This window comes from Providencia sp. TYF-12 (assembly GCF_041344805.1).
Lineage (GTDB): Bacteria > Pseudomonadota > Gammaproteobacteria > Enterobacterales > Enterobacteriaceae > Providencia > Providencia huashanensis.
In genome coordinates this window covers 3,165,968-3,182,549 of record NZ_CP166833.1, presented here as the reverse complement: position 1 = coordinate 3,182,549, position 16,582 = coordinate 3,165,968, and the positions used below count along the sequence as shown (strand labels likewise).

Sequence of the window (16,582 nt, the reverse complement as noted above, 5' to 3'; positions counted from 1 at the left end):
TCTTGCAGCAAGAATTGTTGAATTATTGACTAGAATAACGAAAACATAAACACAATAGGTAATGTCATTGGCCAAGTGAAACCAATTAATATGGCGCTAAGTAAGCGCATAAAACAATTAGGGTCTTTTGTGACGAGTAGGGTGAATAGCATAGCGCATACACCGACAATCCCATAGATGACGAGTATATTTTCAAAAGTGGACATGCAGTTTTATTAATTTGTTAACAGATGGGGGCGGATTGTACACTATTTTTACAAAGACAGGTTACTTTCTTTATTGCAGAAACGAATATTTCACTAAATCGAACGTCTGCTTGAGCATTTTGTTTATAATATTGCTAATATAAAGATAGGTTCGGTTTTCTTCAGGAAAAATTATGAAATATCAGCAGCTTGAAAATCTTGAATGTGGCTGGAAATGGGAGTACCTCGTCAATAAAGCACGAGGTGGCGAAGCGATTACCCGCTATATAGAACGAAGCGCAGAAAAAGAAGCGATAGATTTGCTGTTAAAAATGGAAAATAGACCGATTGATGTGCTTAAGTGGATTTCATTACATATGAATCCTGAGCTTGATAACCGAATGAAACAAAGCATTCGTGCAAGGCGTAAACGTCATTTCAATGCTGAGCACCCACATACTCGCAAAAAATCGATAGATCTAACCTTTTCGGTTTGGCAGCGTCTGTCTAATTTAGCAGTAAAACGTAATAAAACACTTTCTGAAACGATTATCCAGTTGATCGAAGATGCTGAGCATAAAGATAAATACGAGAGCCAAATGAGCTCATTGAAGCAGGATCTACAAGCGATTTTAGGGGCGTCGAAAGGAGATGGCAGCTAGGCTATCTGAAAAGATCTTTATGGTTGTTGTTCTTGCTATTAAGTGTAATGGGAAGCGAAAAGTAGATTAAACACTAAATAACAAACGGTCTATATTCGTTATATTAGTTTTTATAAGAATAAAAAAAACCCCAATAATAATTGGGGTTTTTTGTTCAGTTCAAAATTCAAACTAGGGCTAAGAATTAAGCGCCTGGTTGAGTTACAACTTCAGTTGTACCTTGAATTTCGATTTCAACGCGACGGTCTGGCGCTAAGCACTCGATCAGAGCTGCACGGCCTTTAACTGCGTCACATTTGTTACCAGTTACTGGATCTTCTTTACCACGACCTTCAGCAGCGATTGCGCTTGCTGGAACGCCTTTAGATACTAAGTAGTCAACTACAGACTGAGCACGTTTTTGTGACAGTGGCAGGTTGTAGTTTTGTGAACCGATACGGTCAGTGAAACCAACTACCAGTACGCGACCTTGAGTTGGATCGATGCTGCTCAGTTCGTTATACAGTTCGTTCAGAGCTTGCTGACCTTCTGGTTTCAGGCTAGCTTTGTTGAAGTTAAACAGAACGTCTGAACGTAGTGTGAAACGTTTGTTTTCAACAACTGGAGCTGGCTCAACAACTGGAGCTGGAGCAACAACTGGAGTATCTTCTTGACCAAAGCGGTATGCAACACCAACGCTCAGCATGCCGTTGTCTGGACGAGTACCGATATTGTCTTTATCACCTAAGTTGCTAACCCATTGGTAGTCTAAACGAGTTGCCCACTCTGGAGTGATTGCATACTCAAGACCCAATGCGTATACAGGTGCAACACCAGTATCAGTTTCTTTGAAACGTTCGCCATTTTGGTGAGCTTTAGCTTCAGTACGGTAAACCATACCACCTAAGCGAGTGTAAACGTCTAAGTCATCCATGATTGGATAGCTTAATTTGGTAGTTAATGAAACACCCATAGATTTCAGGTCACCGCTGTTACCAGCGCCTTTGTATTTCATTTTACCGAACCAGTCATAACCCAGTTCAAAACCCATATATTGGTTGTATTGGTAACCAGCATATGCACCAGCACCAATAGTATCACGGTCAGTTGAATTACCAACTGTACCCCAACCTGCATAGTCTGTACCAGTTTTAGCTGGGTTTAGGCTAGTATCTTCATAGTGAGACCAACCTAATTTAGCACCGGTATACCAAGTGTTATCTTTTGGAGCTGCTTGTGCAACGGTTGCAAAAGCTGCTACTGCCACTGCTACTGCGATAGCTGTTTTTTTCATTTTACGCCTCGTTATCATCCAATATTGGCTTGGCTTCGCTGAGCCTTATTATGTGCCATTGGTTCAATTTACTTGCTAGGTTTCGCTGACATTATCTACAAAAAAATAATAAAAGTAAAAAATAATGCCATAAGCTTAACAAGCTAAAGTCTACAACGAACTTAAAAAGATACAAGTAGAGTGAGCAATAAACGTTAAAAAAAGTATTTTTTTAGTGTATAAATCAGGGAGATATGTATATTTTGTATTATGATTGTTTTTTGTCTATCTAATTGATCTGCAATACTTTTCATTTCACTTTAGAGATAAATATTTCTAAAGGTTAAATTTAGTAAGAAAATTCTTAATCTTGGCTAGTGATAATGATTTGAGTGAATTTTTAGGTGGTTTGACTGTCCTGATTGCATACTTACCATATTATATGTTTTTTGTGGGCGCATAATAAAGCCAATAGAATGACCTTCTTGAGCCGCATATTGTAAACGAACAAAATCTTGTTCGTTCAGTTCAGGCAACCAGCCTAAAACGACACTATAGTTACCACTTTTTAAGGCTTTTTCCATTGCATCTATGGTTGTTATGGTTTCCATGTGACTTAGTTGCATGACCTTATTCGTAGGGATGCCTGCTTGTTCTAACCAGTGTTTACTCAGTTTTTTATTTGGGCTTAGCCAGAGCAACCAACGTGATTGAGCCCCAAACTGGCGGAGCATTGGAAGCAAAATATAGTCCATGATTGGATGTTTTTCATCGTAAACGAGTTCGCTCACCATACCTTGTTGTGTAGAGTTACTCGCAAGCTCAATGGATGGGATGGACTGTGCGTAATTATTAAGAGAATGTTCTGTTGTGTTGTTCCAAGAATAGATGCTCATAATTATTAACCTCGTTACAATGCTGTATGAACATACAGTAACTGTATATTTATCCAATATCAAGCCTATTTTTTCAAAGCGCTTCGCAACTTTGTTGTTTTCCGCTGCATTCTTCTTGGCATTTTTTATTGAAACTCTCAAAATTGGCTAGGTGTAATTGTTTGTAAAGCAAGAAATTATAAAATTGATTCTCTCAAGGATAAAAATGAAACATACCCAAAAAGGAGTTAAGGTATATGTTATTAGAAGAAGAAAAATTTTTTAATTTATCTCGTTTGTTAGGTCAATTCGGAGAGTTAAAGCGTAAAAATCACTTCGGCGGTTTTTGCCTATTAGTTGATAATGCCATTGTAGGGTTAGTGCTGGATGGGAAATATTATTTACGAGGGTGTCTAGTAGCTAGAAGCCATTTTGAGGCTTCAGGGCTTAATCGGCTTGTTTATAGTAAGAAAGGCATACCTTTGGAAATGCGATATTACCAACTTTCTGAACAAATTTGGGGCGATGAAGTCTTGTGTCTCCAATATATTGAACTCGCTTATCGTTCTGCAATTGAAGAATTAAAACAAAAACAGTCCATCACAATGCGTATCAAAGATTTGCCAAATATGAATATGTCAGTTGAGAGGGCATTGGGGAAAATTGGAATTTCTCATGTAGATGATTTACGTACGATGGGCGCAAAAGCGTGTTTTATCAAACTTAAGCAACATGGGCGGCATGACCCGAGTATTAAATTATTAATTGGCCTAGCAGCGGCAATAGAAGGCTGTCATAGTGCTGTATTGCCAAAGAATACTAAGCAAGAATTGATTACTTGGTATAACAGTTTTGAACTCGCATCGAGGTGATTGCCTAATATAAATCAAAGGAAACTTATAGCAGGCTACCTCAAAACCAGACAATACTAATATGAGAAGAATAAGCGGGTAGAAAGGATATTTATATATTTTAATACCCGCTCATCGGTATGTTTATTATGCACTGATTTTTCGGATCATTTGCTTTATTTCAGGTACAAGTTCAAGTAAAAGCTTAGTTTGTTCCATGATGAGTAATGTTTTTTCATCGTCACTTTTTGCAATGTTATCGATTCGCTGTAATAAGTTTTGGCGCAGCCTATCAGATTTTTCATCGATAATTTGAGAGTCTAGTATGTTGGTTTGCAAGGCAGATTCAACATAGCAAATTGCATCATTTAACAGTGCCAAGTTATCCTCATTATGGATTTTTTCACGGTGCGCACCTAACGCGGAAATATAGCTAAGTAGTGTATGGTTTAAACATAAAAGTCTGAAAGCTTGTTCTTGGGTGATCCGGTAAGATTTGGGGTCTGATGCCATATTGGAGACAATAGAAGCAAATTCTGCATCATTATTATGTGCATCACGGCGTGCAACACGGTATTCAAGGCTATTATCTTTACCTTGGTAGTACTGCAGTAAAATGGCATCAAGGTACCTACAATTACTGTCCATTGTTTTTTGAATGACCTGAGGAAGTTGGCGAAATTTCCAATCAGGCCAAATAAAACTTACAGCAAGTAGTGCGATAAAACAGCCGATAAGGGTGTCAATAATCCGAGGTAATGCGACATCAAACCCTTCTCCTAATAAGTTAAAGCAAAAAAGCACTAACAAAGTGATAAAAAGGGTAGCTTGTGCATATTGGCTACTACGGAACATAAAGAACAGTAAGCCAGAGATCACAATAAGGGTAAGCTGGCCTTCAATTGATGGGATTAAATTAAGTAATGGTAACCCGATTAGGATACCAACGATAGTCCCGATGATACGCAGTGCTAAACGGCGTTTAGTGGCGCTGTAGTTAGGTTGGCAGACAAATAAACTAGTGAGTAATATCCAATACCCTCTTTCCATATCAAATAGTTGGATAATCGCGTAACCAGTACAAAGAAGTATTGACATCCTAACTGCATGGCGAAACAACGATGATTTTGGGGTTAAATGATGCTTAACCCGTGTAATAATATCATTAAAGCCTGATAATGATTCGTCAGACAATTGTTCTACTTGTTTATTATTTTGTTGCCATGAGCTTTGCTCAAGGCTTAGCCCTTTAAGTTGAACATCAATTCCCTTTAAATTTTTGAGTAAATTATGCAGTGCTTTTATTGCATGTAATTCAGGGGATTGCTGCTTAAGTAATAATAGTGAGTTTTCAAGGTAGCTGAAAGTTCGTTCAAAGCGTGGATTATGTTGATATTGTTTACGTAGCAATACGGATTGAGCAACTTGCTGGCAGGCTCTTGCTTGCATGGTTAGTAAGCGTTGAAAACGAAATAAGATATCATAATGGCGTAAGGTGCGACTAAGTTGTTGATACTGAATGTGAGACGAGCTAGCACGTTCATGGATATCTTGTGCAACAAAATAGTAATGCAGCGTATTACGAGTCCCTTTTTGGCCTCTATCACCTTTAAGTCGGCTCAATAAAGCAATTTTCGCTTGGTTCATTGTGTTGACTAAATTACTGTTTACTAAAGCTAAATCATAAACTGATTGTTGATAATCATCTTCAAGATCAGGGTCAAATAAGTTAGCTTTTGCGTCTAGGTAGGCGGAAAGTTGCTGGTAGCATTGAGTGATGGCATCTTGTAATGGCCTGACGGGAAACAAAATATGGCCAATTAATGTTAGAATATTATACCAAATGGCCCCTGTAAGTAATAACACAGGTTGTTGATACCAAGTATCAAAAATGGGTACACCTAGCATGGTATAAATGGCTATCAGTAAGGCGCCAAATGCAATGGTGGCATAACGTTGCCCTAAAGCACCAAGTAAGATGAACCCACAAGTCGAAAAAGCGAGGCCAAAAAAGAAAAATAGTGGGTATGGGAAGAGTAACTCAATTGAAACTGAGGCAACAAAAAAACAAAAAAGGGTAATAATTAAATTTTTTATTCTGCCAGTTAGCCTATCATCTAAGTCAGTCAAGGCTGCGGCAACCACGCCTAATGTCAGTGGGATAGTCACTTTAGGGTCTTGCCCTAAAAGCCACGGCACTAATGTTGCGCCTGTCAGGGCTATAAAGATTCGGATATAATATAAAATATGGCTGTTATATAGCACGCGGCGATAACTGGTAAGCAGTGTTAACACAAAGTACCTCAGAGGTAAGACAAGCTCTAGTTTATATAGGATAGCGTGTTTGCAGGGAATAAAAAACCGTTTGGAATCAAGCCAACCGTATTTTGTCATTGATTTTTTTCAGGTGCAGGACGTATGGAACTGAAATCAACACAGATTGGACAGCGTCTGGCTCAGCATCCCTACAATCGGGTTCGCTTACTCAACGCAGGTATCGAAGTCAGTGGTGAAAACCACCAATATCTTATCCCATTCAATGAACTTATTGACCTTCGTTGTAAGAGGGGCATTGTTTGGGGGGAATTAGAATTTGAAATTGTGAACGAACAAGTTGTGCGTTTACACGGTACAGAGTGGAAACAAACTCAACGTTTTTACCATTATTTGTATGAAAAATGGCAACAATGGAGTGCCGAAATGAGCCAAGTCAGTGCGCAAGTATTGACTGAATTGGTGAAAACCATTGAACAACTGATAAAACAAGATCATTGGCTTGGTTTACGTCAAGTTAGCAGCATCAAAGACAAAATTACTCAGAACTTTTCATCACTTCCTTTACCGTTAGTACGTATTCCATCGTTTGAAAATTGTGCATCTCAGTATCAATTTTGCCTTAAGTGGTTGAATGACAGTGAAAAATGTCGCAAGCAAATTAATGAAAAGTGGTGCGAGTCTGTTTTGGTGCGTTATCACGATTTTTTCCAACAAGTTGAATCTTCACCATTAAATTACTCACAATCACTATCTGTCATTAACGGCGAAGATAATGTGTTAGTGCTGGCAGGTGCTGGTAGTGGGAAAACGTCGGTTTTAGTCGCCAGAGCAGGCTGGCTAATACTAAGAGGGTTGGCAGAACCAAAGCAAATTTTATTGCTGGCATTTGGTCGCAAAGCTGCCGATGAAATGAATCAGCGCATTCAGCTACGTTTACAGCAGGATATCGAAGCGAAAACATTTCATGCGCTTGCTCTGCATATTATTCGGGAAGGTAGTAAAAAATCACCGGTTATCAGTGAACTCGAAACCAACAGTCAAAAACGTCAAACATTGTTATTAACAGAATGGCGAGAGCAATGTTCAACGAAAAAGGCTCAAGCGAAAGGTTGGCGAGAGTGGCTGACTGAAGAGCTGCAATGGGAAATTCCCGATGGTGAGTTTTGGAATGATGACAAAATAAGCCATAAAGTTGCTGCGCGTTTAGAACGTTGGTTAAGCTTAATGCGTATGCATGGTGGTAGCCAAAAGGATATGGTAGATAAGGTCAATGATGAAATTAAAGATCTTTTCCAAAAACGCATTCGTTTGATGGCACCATTATTAAAAGCATGGAAAAGTGCGCTAAAAGAGGAAGGTGCGGTTGATTTTTCTGGGTTAATTCATCAGGCGGTGAATATTTTAGAAAAAGGGCGCTTTATTAGCCCATGGAAACATATTTTAGTTGATGAATTCCAAGATATTTCACCTCTTAGAGCCAAATTGCTTCAAGCGTTACGTCAACAAAATAAGCAAACAACGTTGTTTGCAGTGGGCGATGATTGGCAAGCTATTTACCGTTTTAGTGGCGCTGAATTAGACCTGACCACCTCATTTGAAAATAATTTTGGGGAAGGGGAGCTTTGTGCTTTGGATACAACCTATCGCTTCAATGAACGTATTGGCGATATTGCGAATCGGTTTATTTTACAAAATCCAATTCAGCTTCATAAGCCATTAAATAGCTTAACTAAAGGTAGTAAAAAATCAGTTGTTCTTCTATATGAACAAGCATTGGAACGGTTATTGGATAAAATGAGCGGCTATGTACTTGATGATGAAAGGATATTAGTACTGGCACGTTATCATTATTTAAAACCTGAAATTTTGAATAAAGCGCATACCCGTTGGCCAAAATTGACGATTGAATTTATGACGGTACATGCATCAAAAGGGCAGCAAGCAGATTATGTGATTATTTGTGGCTTAAACAGTGGTAAGGATGGTTTCCCTGCGCCGGCAAGGGAGTCAATTATTGAGCAAGCACTGTTGCCACAACCTGAAGATTTTGAGCATGCAGAAGAAAGGCGGTTACTGTATGTGGCCTTAACAAGGGCTAAACAGCAAGTTTGGTTATTATATAACCCCGAATTACCATCAGAATTTGTTGAAGAACTTAAACAATTAGGTGTCCCAAAACAGAAAAAGCCTTAGGGGGATGGGCATGCGAACATGCCCAGTAAACTAGTTAGTGCGTTTTGTTAGGTAGTTTTGGTAGTCAGGGATCACGATTTCTATATTGTCATCAAAATAAGGTGATGTGATTAAAAAATCAGCGGTTGCTGGGTTGGTGGCTACGGGAATATTCCATACGGTAGCTAAACGTAATAATGCTTTAACATCAGGATCATGCGGTACAGCATTAAGTGGGTCCCAGAAAAAAATCAATAGGTCGATTTTTTTTTCCGCAATCATCGCGCCAATTTGTTGGTCTCCGCCCATTGGGCCACTCATCATACTGGTGACGGGTAACCCTGTATGTTGGCTAATTAATGAACCAGTAGTCCCTGTGGCATATAATTTATGCGCTTTAAGTCGCTCATTATTCTTTTTTGTCCAAGATAATAACGAGGGTTTGCAGTGGTCATGGGCAACCAAGGCGATATTTTTTGATGCAGCAATTTTACGGGTTGTTGATTCCATGAGGTTCCCTTAAATAAGATGTGAGATAGGCATCTTTAAAACTGTGTGAGCAAAGAAGTACAACATATACCATAATGCTAATGAATAGTTTACTGATTTTAGGAGATATTTTGATGAGAGATCAAGAAATTGCTGAAATTTTAAAGAGTGTCAATACCATCGCTTTAGTTGGGGCTAGTGATAAAGCCAATAGGCCAAGTTATGAAGTCATGGAATATCTCTTACATCAAGGTTATACCGTTATTCCTGTTAGCCCTAAATTGGCTGGCCAACAGTTATTAGGTCAGTTAGTGTATGAAAAACTTAGTGATATACCTCAACCCATTGATATGGTTGATGTGTTCCGTAATGCAGAAGCCGCTGTTGGTGTCGCTAAAGAAGCAGTGCAAGTTAAAGCGAAAGTATTATGGTTGCAACAAGGGGTTATTAGCGAAGAAGCTAAAAGTATTGCGTTGCAGGCAGGGTTACAATTTGTTATGGATAAATGCCCAAAACAGGAAATACCCGCTTTAGGGCTTGAAAAGTAGCCTTTCATTGATGATAAAAGTAAAGCAGCATGTGAGCTGCTTTACGGAGCGTTCATGAATGATAAAGCCGTTAGTTACGCAGACGTGGCGCTAATAACTGAGACCTTATTGATTCTGCCAGTTCATCCATAGAAGGTTGTTCTGGGTGGTCATCAGCAGTCTCGTAAGTGATTTGAGCTTCAGCCAAATAGGTATGAACAGCATCCCCGTTGTCATCTTCCATTACAACATGATACCAAGGCAGATCGCGTAGTGTGCTGTTTGCGGCAATATCATCATCATGTGGTTGTTCGAGCGAATATTCAGCATCTACATCAACAACGACACCTAGGTAGCCGAGAAGCTTGTGCCTGACTTGTTGCCCGATTCCATATTTACTGGTGATCATCATAGCGACCTCCTAAAAGCCTTGCTTGTACTTCAATTTATATATGGGCAGTGTTGTGCGTTTTCAAGCGAAGTATGGACAATTATCAATAACGCAATACACTGTCTTTATACGCAACTATGAAAAGCAGTGCCTCATTTAGCAGATTATCTGTTCAATGAATAAAAAACAACTGCTAAAAAAAGGTATCTATATATTATGCTCTGACAATGGAGGCTTATATGACTGCATCAGGTCGCAATTTTTACATTTATGGGCGTGTTCAAGGCGTTGGGTTTCGTTATCAAACCTATCATTGGGCTAACCAAAATGGCATAAAAGGTTTTGTGTGTAATCGAGATGACGGCAGTGTTAGGCTGGCCATTTATGGTTCAGAGCAAGATATTGAATTTGTAGATGAATGGCTTAAAGCAGGTGGGCCTCCGGGGGCTAATATCGACCATTTCTTTACTGAAAGTTGGCAAACTGAGCCAATAGCGGACTTTTCCGTCCGCTATTAGGAAGAAATTAAATGCACTTTACTGGCTTTGGTAGGCCTGCGAGTTTTGTCGCTTGCTTTGCGGGCCCTTTAGGAAATAACCGATATAAATAGCGGCTATTGCCTTTTTCTTCGCCAAATTGCTGAGAAACCGCTTTCACCAACATACGAATGGCCGGTGAGGTATTGAATTCCAAGTAGAAATTTCTCACAAAACGGATAATTTCTAAATGCTCATTGGTGAGTTCAATGCCTTCCTGCTGCGCAAGTAGAGGGATGAGGTCTTCACTCCATTGTTGGCTATCAAGCAGGTAGCCCTGCGGGTCTGTTTTAATTTCTTGATTGTTAAAAACCAACATACTCATTTTTAATCCAAATAAAATTAGAGTATGAATTTAACAAAAATAGAGAAATAACCCAAGTAAAGTCGTTAGAATGTTGATATTTTCGCCCAACAGTATGAAATGCGTATATTTTTAAAGCGAATGATTAAATTAGGGGTTTACATCCAATCAGAGGATGTTTATAGTGCTCGTCATTGCGGAGGGGTGGCCGAGCGGCTGAAGGCAGCGGTCTTGAAAACCGCCGATGGGCAACCATCCGAGAGTTCGAATCTCTCCTCCTCCGCCATCTTCACTTCTAGCAACGTCTTCCAATCCCAAGTAAATCAAGCATTCCAGCGAAATCTCACTCTATCGAAGCCTACTATCATCTTTCTAAATCCTTACAATTTGTTGCCTAGTTTTTATATAGAAATTCCCTCTACAATTTTCCTATACAATATTGGTGATTTATAAAGCTAACAGATATGGCAATCAAGCGTGCCAAGCTAAAAGAAAAAACCGACACGCTGGCGGATGGTAACGGGCTAGCTTTATTAGCTGAAACTAACGGTTCCAAAGGTTGGCGTTATCGGTATCAATTCGCTGGCAAAACCAAAATGATATCGTTAGGTATCTATCCTGTTGTCACTCTCAATGAAGCAAGAGCGAAAAGAGATGAGGCACGAAAACAGGTTGCCAATGGTATTAATCCAAGTGAAGCCAGAAAAGCAGAGAAAGCGGGCGCAATTAACCAAACTGAAACATATTTTAAAACATGTCTTTCTTTATCCATCCCTTATTTAAAGCTCAAACCATGCCACTTACTTTCAAAAAGTCAATGTAATCCCTTTCTTTTTTCTTTAACTAAGAGCGAGAATTTCGGGGCTGGTGGTGTTATTTATTTTGTTGAATCAATGCATATCGATTCAGTAGTTGCTTAAAGTGGGTATCGATACGTTGATATTCTGATTCAGGTACGGTGCCTTGCGCCTGTAATTGCTCTAGCTGGCGTAGTTCTTCTTCAAGTGGCATACCTTGATTAAAATGTTGACGTGCATTAAAAATAATCGTTTTTAGCTCAGAGCCTGTTATATAGCTGCGGGGTTTCCCATCAAGGCTATCTAAGCGCGTACTTAGGTTATTTAATAACGTCATACCTTCAGACCATTGTTGTAGTTTATCGTTAGATGACGCATTAATTTGCATATTTTGCTGCCATTTATCGTTAAACGCTGTTATTTCTTGTCGTTCCCCATAATGTTTGGTGAGGTAATTCGCCATACTAATCCCATATTGCTGAGCCCAAATAGGGGATATAGACTCTAATTCCACAAGGTAGTTATCAATCACATTGAGTTTTTCAGCAGAAATACGGCTAGATTGAGTTGGGTTCGGTTGTAATTGCTGCTCAATTATTGCTGCAATATTTGGTGTAAATTCAGGTAATTGTGGGAGTACCTGTGCTAAAGCATGATTATTGATTTGTGGGTGTAATGCATACAAGGTTCCTGCACATATCGCTCCTGTGAGTACAATACCTAAAGCTAGACCGACATAAATACCTTTGCGGTAAGAAGGTTGAGTAGGTGCTGGAGTGCTGATGGTGGCATTGGCTTTGATGGAAATTGGGGGGACTGCAGTACGAGCTTGAAATGTCGATGGCGAAGTTTTCGGAAGTTGCGGTGGTGTAGGCGGAATAAAACCGCTATCTGGAGCATCTGTACTCTCTAATTGCCTTGCCTGAGATGCAAGTAAATTTTGTAAGCGCTCTAGCTGAGTCAGGTGTTTGAGCTCTAATGTTTGTAACTGTTGTGCAATTTGACTAAGCTTGGTTTCAGTTTGGTAAAGGGCAGGAAGATCGGCATAAATGGGAGCATGTGCACGTAATCCTGTCACCAATTGTTGGCTTAATGTGGCGATAATTTCGACGCGAGCATGGGTCTGTTGGGGCCAAAGCCCTTGCCAGTGGTGACTGAGTAAATGCTGGAGCAACGATAACCCTTCATTTAATCCCGCTATGCCATTTTGATGCTGACGGATCAGGGTAAACCATGCACAAGTTTGTAGGTCTGCACCATTTTGATTAAATAAGGATAAACATAAGCCATGGGCTCGAGCCCAGTCAACATCAGGGCGTGCAGGGTGGAAGCGTTTGTTTAATTCGTCTTTAAGGGCTGCAAAATCAGCCAGTGTGCGAGGGTCGCCGCCAAGGCGTAATGTATTTAAATCTGGGTTCATAATTGTCTCAAGCAATTGTCGGTTTAAATCGTATCGAATTGTTTTTTTAGATGATGCAATAAAATGCGACCATCAGGCATAAATTCAGTGCCATAGCGGATCAAACCTTGTTCGTGTAATTCAACCTCAAGGGCATAATGGAGTGTCCCAAAGCTATTTTGCGGTAATAACACTAAAGAGAGGGATTTGATGCGGGGCTCATACTTGAGCAATGTTGCCGATAAAATGGTCATCATATTGTGAGCAGTGCCGGGGAGACCTTGGATCATTTTACTCATATCGGGAAGCCCATAATCCGGAATATGTTCGATGCTCCCCGCTCTGGCGCTGAGAATACGGCGAATATTGTCCATGACGGAAACTATCACTTGGTCATGTTCTGGAATATCATCAATATTTAATCCTCCAGCAAAATACCCCGTCAACATTTCATATAACGAAGGCTGGGACATGTTATTTTTCTCCCAGTGGTTTTAGTGTCATAGCGTTATCCGTGAGAGTTAATAAACGTGGGTCATCAGGTAATAAGCGTTTTTTGGGGATCACCACACGCCAATTATCGGTGATAAGGTCTGGGTCGTGAAACATCACGGCGATAGCAACAAATTCAGCCCCTTCTTCGAGAGGCATATCAAGCGAAATTGATTCTCCTGGGCGAATTCGTAGGTCTTTTTGTGCGACTAACGAGGATTTGAGTACTTGGCTATCTTTAGCGAAAAGAGTGGCATAGTCGCTTTCTACAAAGCTTTCAAAGTTTTTTAGTTGGTAAACACGGATAATTGTTGATAACGATGCGCCAGTATCATCGGTATTTAATGCTTCACGTGCGACAAAATCTAAGTGTACGACTTTCACTTGTTTATAAAAGATGGAGCTTGCAACATTGCGAGTACCATCACCGACCATCTGAGTAAGGCCACAGCCCGATAGATTTAGTGCGCAGAGGAGCACTAACGTTTTGCCACAAAATGGTAATAAAGGTAGTTGTTTCATAAATGATTCTCAAAATTAAAATCGATAATTAGCATAATGTTGGGGAGACGTATTCTGTGATGACGTCGTTAATCGTTGGTAACGCCCTAAATTTAACGTGATAATATGTTCTTGGCGCACAGTTTGTGGGCTGAGTGTTCCCATTGCTGCGGTACGACCCAATTGAACACCTTGATGTGATTGGGTGCTTAACGCTGCATTGGGTAGTAACTTTCTTGGTAACTTTAAGTTAAGGCGAGCATTGACGCGTGATCCGAGATAAACATGCAATAGCGCCATTAAATCTTGATACAGCAACCCATCAGGCAACCAGTTCCGAGCTTCTTCAAGGTTATTGGTTTGTAAGATAATCAAAATTTGGCTATTAACATCGGTGGCGTACTGACCTAATACGGGTTTGTTGGCTAATGTCATCGGTGTTCTGCAGGATAACCCTGTTTGAGTGACTTGCTCGATGCGTCTTGGGTCATGGGACTTGATTTTAACTTGCGTATCAGGCGCCAGTAATTTGACTAAAGATATAACCCCTTCGGCGGTACGAGTCGGAAAACGTAGCGTACCTAGTAATGCGAGAAATCGGGATAACGGCGCTTGTATATGTTGCGCCGTGCCAGGTATACCTAAGCCAATTAATCCATATAAATATTGTGACGTTTCGTCTTTCCCCCCTGCTGAAAATGTTGCGGGGTAAGAGTATTTTCGCCAAATACGATAAAACTGCGTCGTCAGTCGGTGGTTAAAAATATCTAAAAAATCGGTAAGAGACTCGGTTCCTTCTCGTCGCTGTGCAATATCATCAAGGTAGGTTGTCGGTAGTGGAGAAGTGACACCATATAACCCTAAAAAAGTGGTTCGAATGCTAGGGGTTGTGCTATCACGGTATCTATCGTCAATATCCAACCCTTTAATTTCGGTGACGGGAAAGCCCATTCCACGGTGGGGGCGAAAACGAATAGCGTCTGTTTTGGGGTCTTGGGTACTACCGAGCGGCGGGCTCTGTGCATTACTTTGTTCTAGCAGCTGGCAAAACCGATAGAAGTTTACCAGCGGAAGACGCTCCCCAAGCGCATCAAAAAGCGGATTTACTGAGGATGATTTTCGGTCCATGTAAGGCTATTTCCTGTCGGTAAAATATGTAAAGTCAATTGGTTAAACAGATGTACATCGGTATAGAGGGCAAAAAAACGGTTGAGCATTTCGCCAAATAGATGAATGTCGCCCTCACCGTTAAAGCCGTGGCTATCGAGGGTAATGTCGATGGCAATACCTCGCTGTAAAAAGCCTTTTTCAAAGCGTTCGATAAGGTGTTGCTCAACGTGGATCATGGCATCGAGTTTGCGGCTGTTCAGGTCATCTTCCCGCCAGTCATAAAGTGCTAGCGTTCCTCGTAATACCTCTACGTTATCCATCATATTCAGGAAGCTGGCACCAAGGTGGCTGAGTACGCGCCAATGAAATCTATCTTCAGCAGGGGGGTAGCAAGGTAGCGTAGGTTTGCATAAGTTACGAACCCGTAATTGTGTCTGCAAGGTCTCTTCAGTTCTGTCCAGCAATGTACTTTGTAACGCTTTGCGAGGGAGCTGCCCGTTAGTCCCGGTTAATTGTAGAGATAGCGTTTCACTTTCAAGAGATGCGGTTGGTTGCTCGTGCTCTCCCCCTAAAATTAGCCATGTATCATGTAGGCCGCTGACACCACGTTTAATTCGTGTGTGATAGTAATGTTCAGGGGCATTGTGGCGGAGCATTCCGCCTCGGTGGCGAAAACTACTGAATGGCACATAGTGAATTTGTTCATCGCGTCGCGTACCATGAACTGTATCGACCGCATAAATTTCGGTGTGTCCATCTTGTAAGCGCCGAGGGCGCAGTAAATATTCACTTTCTAACCCATTAACAGTAAGTGGGTCAGCTTCAATGTTGAATAAGTTGATCACTGGGACACTGTGTAGTTTTAGGTTATCAGTACTTAATGGAATATCGCTGTCCCAGAGCGTATCAAGCACAATCTCTAGCTCAAAATGACTTAATCCTTCGGGTAATTGAATCTCATCAAGTCCGTTTAAGTTGACGAAGAAAAACTTTTCACGAAAAGAAAAATACTCCAGTAATAGTTGGTAGCCGCTGAAGGTGCTATCTCCTTTAGGCCACAGTTGGTCTTCTTCAGCAAATCCACCAGGGGAAAACCAAAGTGGTAAACGAATACGGTCAGGGGACGATGGCAGCCGAATATAGGTGGCTGCAACTTGCTTAGTCAGCGCTAAATGTAGTGCATAGGTAGTTGGAACATCACCAGCCAGATAAAAGGAGAGAGCATTAAGTGAGATTTGTTTCCAGTCAGCAAGCTTCGCACAATCGAACTGCAAGCGAATTACGGAACGGCCATCAGGCTCTGTGGTTAAATTAACCGTTGATAGCACAATGGGGTTGAGTGTTAAGTCTCGAGTTGTGCGATAGCGGCAGACGGTCTTTTTAGGTCCAATAGGGCGTGAAAGTACTTCAAAGTTAGCGGGGATCACTGATGAGATTTTCATATCATGAATATCCGGCGCGAGTTCAACCACAGAAAGTGAGGGAATGGTTTGTAGGTAATGAGGCCAAAGTAGGCTGACTAATCCTTCTGTTAACTCGGGTAAATCATCATCAATTTTTTGGCGCAATTGCCCCATGGAGAAGGCAAAACCTTCAAAAAGCCGTTCTACAAAAGGGTCAGGAATGCCCGCTTTGTCTAAATCTAATAATGCTGCTCGATCGGGGTGAGCTTGAGCGAACTCTTTGGCTGCCTCACGCAGATATCGCATCTCCGCATCATAATAGCGAAGGGTTAAATCATCCATTAGTATGGTTCTCGTTG

At 40.8% G+C, this 16,582-nt stretch carries 17 protein-coding genes, 1 tRNA gene and 1 pseudogene; 7 read left to right on the top strand and 12 right to left on the bottom strand.

Translation table 11 applies throughout. The annotated features are described in order from the left end of the window. Positions 1-29: 29 nt before the first annotated feature. The gene (locus ABE954_RS14700) at positions 30-206 is read right to left on the bottom strand and encodes a GhoT/OrtT family toxin (RefSeq protein WP_071547903.1); all 177 of its coding nucleotides are present in this window, start codon (positions 204-206) and stop codon (positions 30-32) included. A 173-nt stretch (positions 207-379) separates the two neighbouring features. Between ABE954_RS14700 and matP the strand changes: the two genes are divergently transcribed. Beyond that, on the top strand, positions 380-847 hold the full coding sequence (gene matP, locus ABE954_RS14695; protein ID WP_042846439.1) for a macrodomain Ter protein MatP: 468 nt from the start codon (positions 380-382) through the stop codon (positions 845-847). A gap of 184 nt (positions 848-1,031) precedes the next feature. On the opposite strand, the gene ompA is transcribed toward matP, so the two are convergent. Together ompA and sulA are read right to left on the bottom strand one after the other, a co-directional pair. After that, the gene (ompA, locus tag ABE954_RS14690; RefSeq protein ID WP_042846438.1) at positions 1,032-2,120 is read right to left on the bottom strand and encodes a porin OmpA; all 1,089 of its coding nucleotides are present in this window, start codon (positions 2,118-2,120) and stop codon (positions 1,032-1,034) included. Positions 2,121-2,473: 353 nt separating this feature from the next. After that, positions 2,474-2,995, bottom strand: a complete 522-nt coding sequence (gene sulA / locus ABE954_RS14685; protein WP_042846437.1) for an SOS-induced cell division inhibitor SulA — start codon at positions 2,993-2,995, stop codon at positions 2,474-2,476. Positions 2,996-3,231: 236 nt separating this feature from the next. On the opposite strand from sulA, the gene ABE954_RS14680 reads away from it, so the two are divergent. Next, positions 3,232-3,846 (top strand): TfoX/Sxy family DNA transformation protein, encoded by a 615-nt coding sequence (locus ABE954_RS14680; RefSeq protein ID WP_129466709.1) that lies wholly within the window; start codon positions 3,232-3,234, stop codon positions 3,844-3,846. 126 nt (positions 3,847-3,972) lie between these two features. Here the strand turns inward: ABE954_RS14680 and yccS are convergent, their stop codons facing one another. Further along, positions 3,973-6,120 carry a YccS family putative transporter gene (gene yccS / locus ABE954_RS14675; protein ID WP_187265068.1) on the bottom strand — a complete coding sequence of 716 codons (2,148 nt, stop codon included), beginning with the start codon at positions 6,118-6,120 and terminating at the stop codon, positions 3,973-3,975. Positions 6,121-6,243: 123 nt separating this feature from the next. Here yccS and helD point away from each other — a divergent pair, with 123 nt between their 5' ends. After that, positions 6,244-8,295 carry a DNA helicase IV gene (gene helD, locus ABE954_RS14670; protein WP_129466707.1) on the top strand — a complete coding sequence of 684 codons (2,052 nt, stop codon included), beginning with the start codon at positions 6,244-6,246 and terminating at the stop codon, positions 8,293-8,295. Between the two features lie 30 nt (positions 8,296-8,325). On the opposite strand, the gene ABE954_RS14665 is transcribed toward helD, so the two are convergent. Beyond that, on the bottom strand, positions 8,326-8,784 hold the full coding sequence (locus ABE954_RS14665; protein WP_042846434.1) for a methylglyoxal synthase: 459 nt from the start codon (positions 8,782-8,784) through the stop codon (positions 8,326-8,328). A gap of 113 nt (positions 8,785-8,897) precedes the next feature. On the opposite strand from ABE954_RS14665, the gene ABE954_RS14660 reads away from it, so the two are divergent. After that, positions 8,898-9,311, top strand: coding sequence for a CoA-binding protein (locus ABE954_RS14660; protein ID WP_129466706.1), 414 nt, complete (start codon positions 8,898-8,900; stop codon positions 9,309-9,311). 70 nt (positions 9,312-9,381) lie between these two features. Here ABE954_RS14660 and hspQ read toward each other — a convergent pair whose 3' ends face one another. Next, on the bottom strand, positions 9,382-9,702 hold the full coding sequence (gene hspQ, locus ABE954_RS14655; protein WP_173424817.1) for a heat shock protein HspQ: 321 nt from the start codon (positions 9,700-9,702) through the stop codon (positions 9,382-9,384). Positions 9,703-9,920: 218 nt separating this feature from the next. On the opposite strand from hspQ, the gene ABE954_RS14650 reads away from it, so the two are divergent. Next, the gene (locus tag ABE954_RS14650; protein ID WP_173424816.1) at positions 9,921-10,199 is read left to right on the top strand and encodes an acylphosphatase; all 279 of its coding nucleotides are present in this window, start codon (positions 9,921-9,923) and stop codon (positions 10,197-10,199) included. Positions 10,200-10,206: 7 nt separating this feature from the next. Here ABE954_RS14650 and tusE read toward each other — a convergent pair whose 3' ends face one another. Beyond that, positions 10,207-10,536, bottom strand: coding sequence for a sulfurtransferase TusE (gene tusE, locus ABE954_RS14645; protein ID WP_042846636.1), 330 nt, complete (start codon positions 10,534-10,536; stop codon positions 10,207-10,209). Positions 10,537-10,719: 183 nt separating this feature from the next. On the opposite strand from tusE, the gene ABE954_RS14640 reads away from it, so the two are divergent. Next, positions 10,720-10,807 (top strand) — tRNA-Ser (locus ABE954_RS14640). A gap of 163 nt (positions 10,808-10,970) precedes the next feature. Further along, a pseudogene (locus ABE954_RS14635) lies at positions 10,971-11,273 on the top strand (Arm DNA-binding domain-containing protein); the annotation flags it as partial. Between the two features lie 121 nt (positions 11,274-11,394). Here ABE954_RS14635 and ABE954_RS14630 read toward each other — a convergent pair. The 5 genes from ABE954_RS14630 to tssF are packed head-to-tail and all read right to left on the bottom strand — an operon-like array spanning position 11,395 to position 16,565. Next, on the bottom strand, positions 11,395-12,738 hold the full coding sequence (locus ABE954_RS14630) for a VasL domain-containing protein (RefSeq protein WP_371025528.1): 1,344 nt from the start codon (positions 12,736-12,738) through the stop codon (positions 11,395-11,397). A 23-nt stretch (positions 12,739-12,761) separates the two neighbouring features. Further along, positions 12,762-13,190 carry a type VI secretion system baseplate subunit TssE gene (gene tssE, locus ABE954_RS14625; protein ID WP_042846429.1) on the bottom strand — a complete coding sequence of 143 codons (429 nt, stop codon included), beginning with the start codon at positions 13,188-13,190 and terminating at the stop codon, positions 12,762-12,764. Position 13,191: 1 nt separating this feature from the next. Then, complete coding sequence (tssJ, locus tag ABE954_RS14620) at positions 13,192-13,731, bottom strand: type VI secretion system lipoprotein TssJ (protein WP_042846428.1); 540 nt, start codon at positions 13,729-13,731, stop codon at positions 13,192-13,194. Between the two features lie 15 nt (positions 13,732-13,746). After that, positions 13,747-14,838, bottom strand: a complete 1,092-nt coding sequence (tssG, locus tag ABE954_RS14615; protein ID WP_048606625.1) for a type VI secretion system baseplate subunit TssG — start codon at positions 14,836-14,838, stop codon at positions 13,747-13,749. Further along, on the bottom strand, positions 14,814-16,565 hold the full coding sequence (gene tssF / locus ABE954_RS14610; RefSeq protein ID WP_048606626.1) for a type VI secretion system baseplate subunit TssF: 1,752 nt from the start codon (positions 16,563-16,565) through the stop codon (positions 14,814-14,816). The genes tssG and tssF overlap by 25 nt, the downstream gene beginning before the upstream one ends. Between the last annotated feature and the right edge of the window lie 17 nt (positions 16,566-16,582).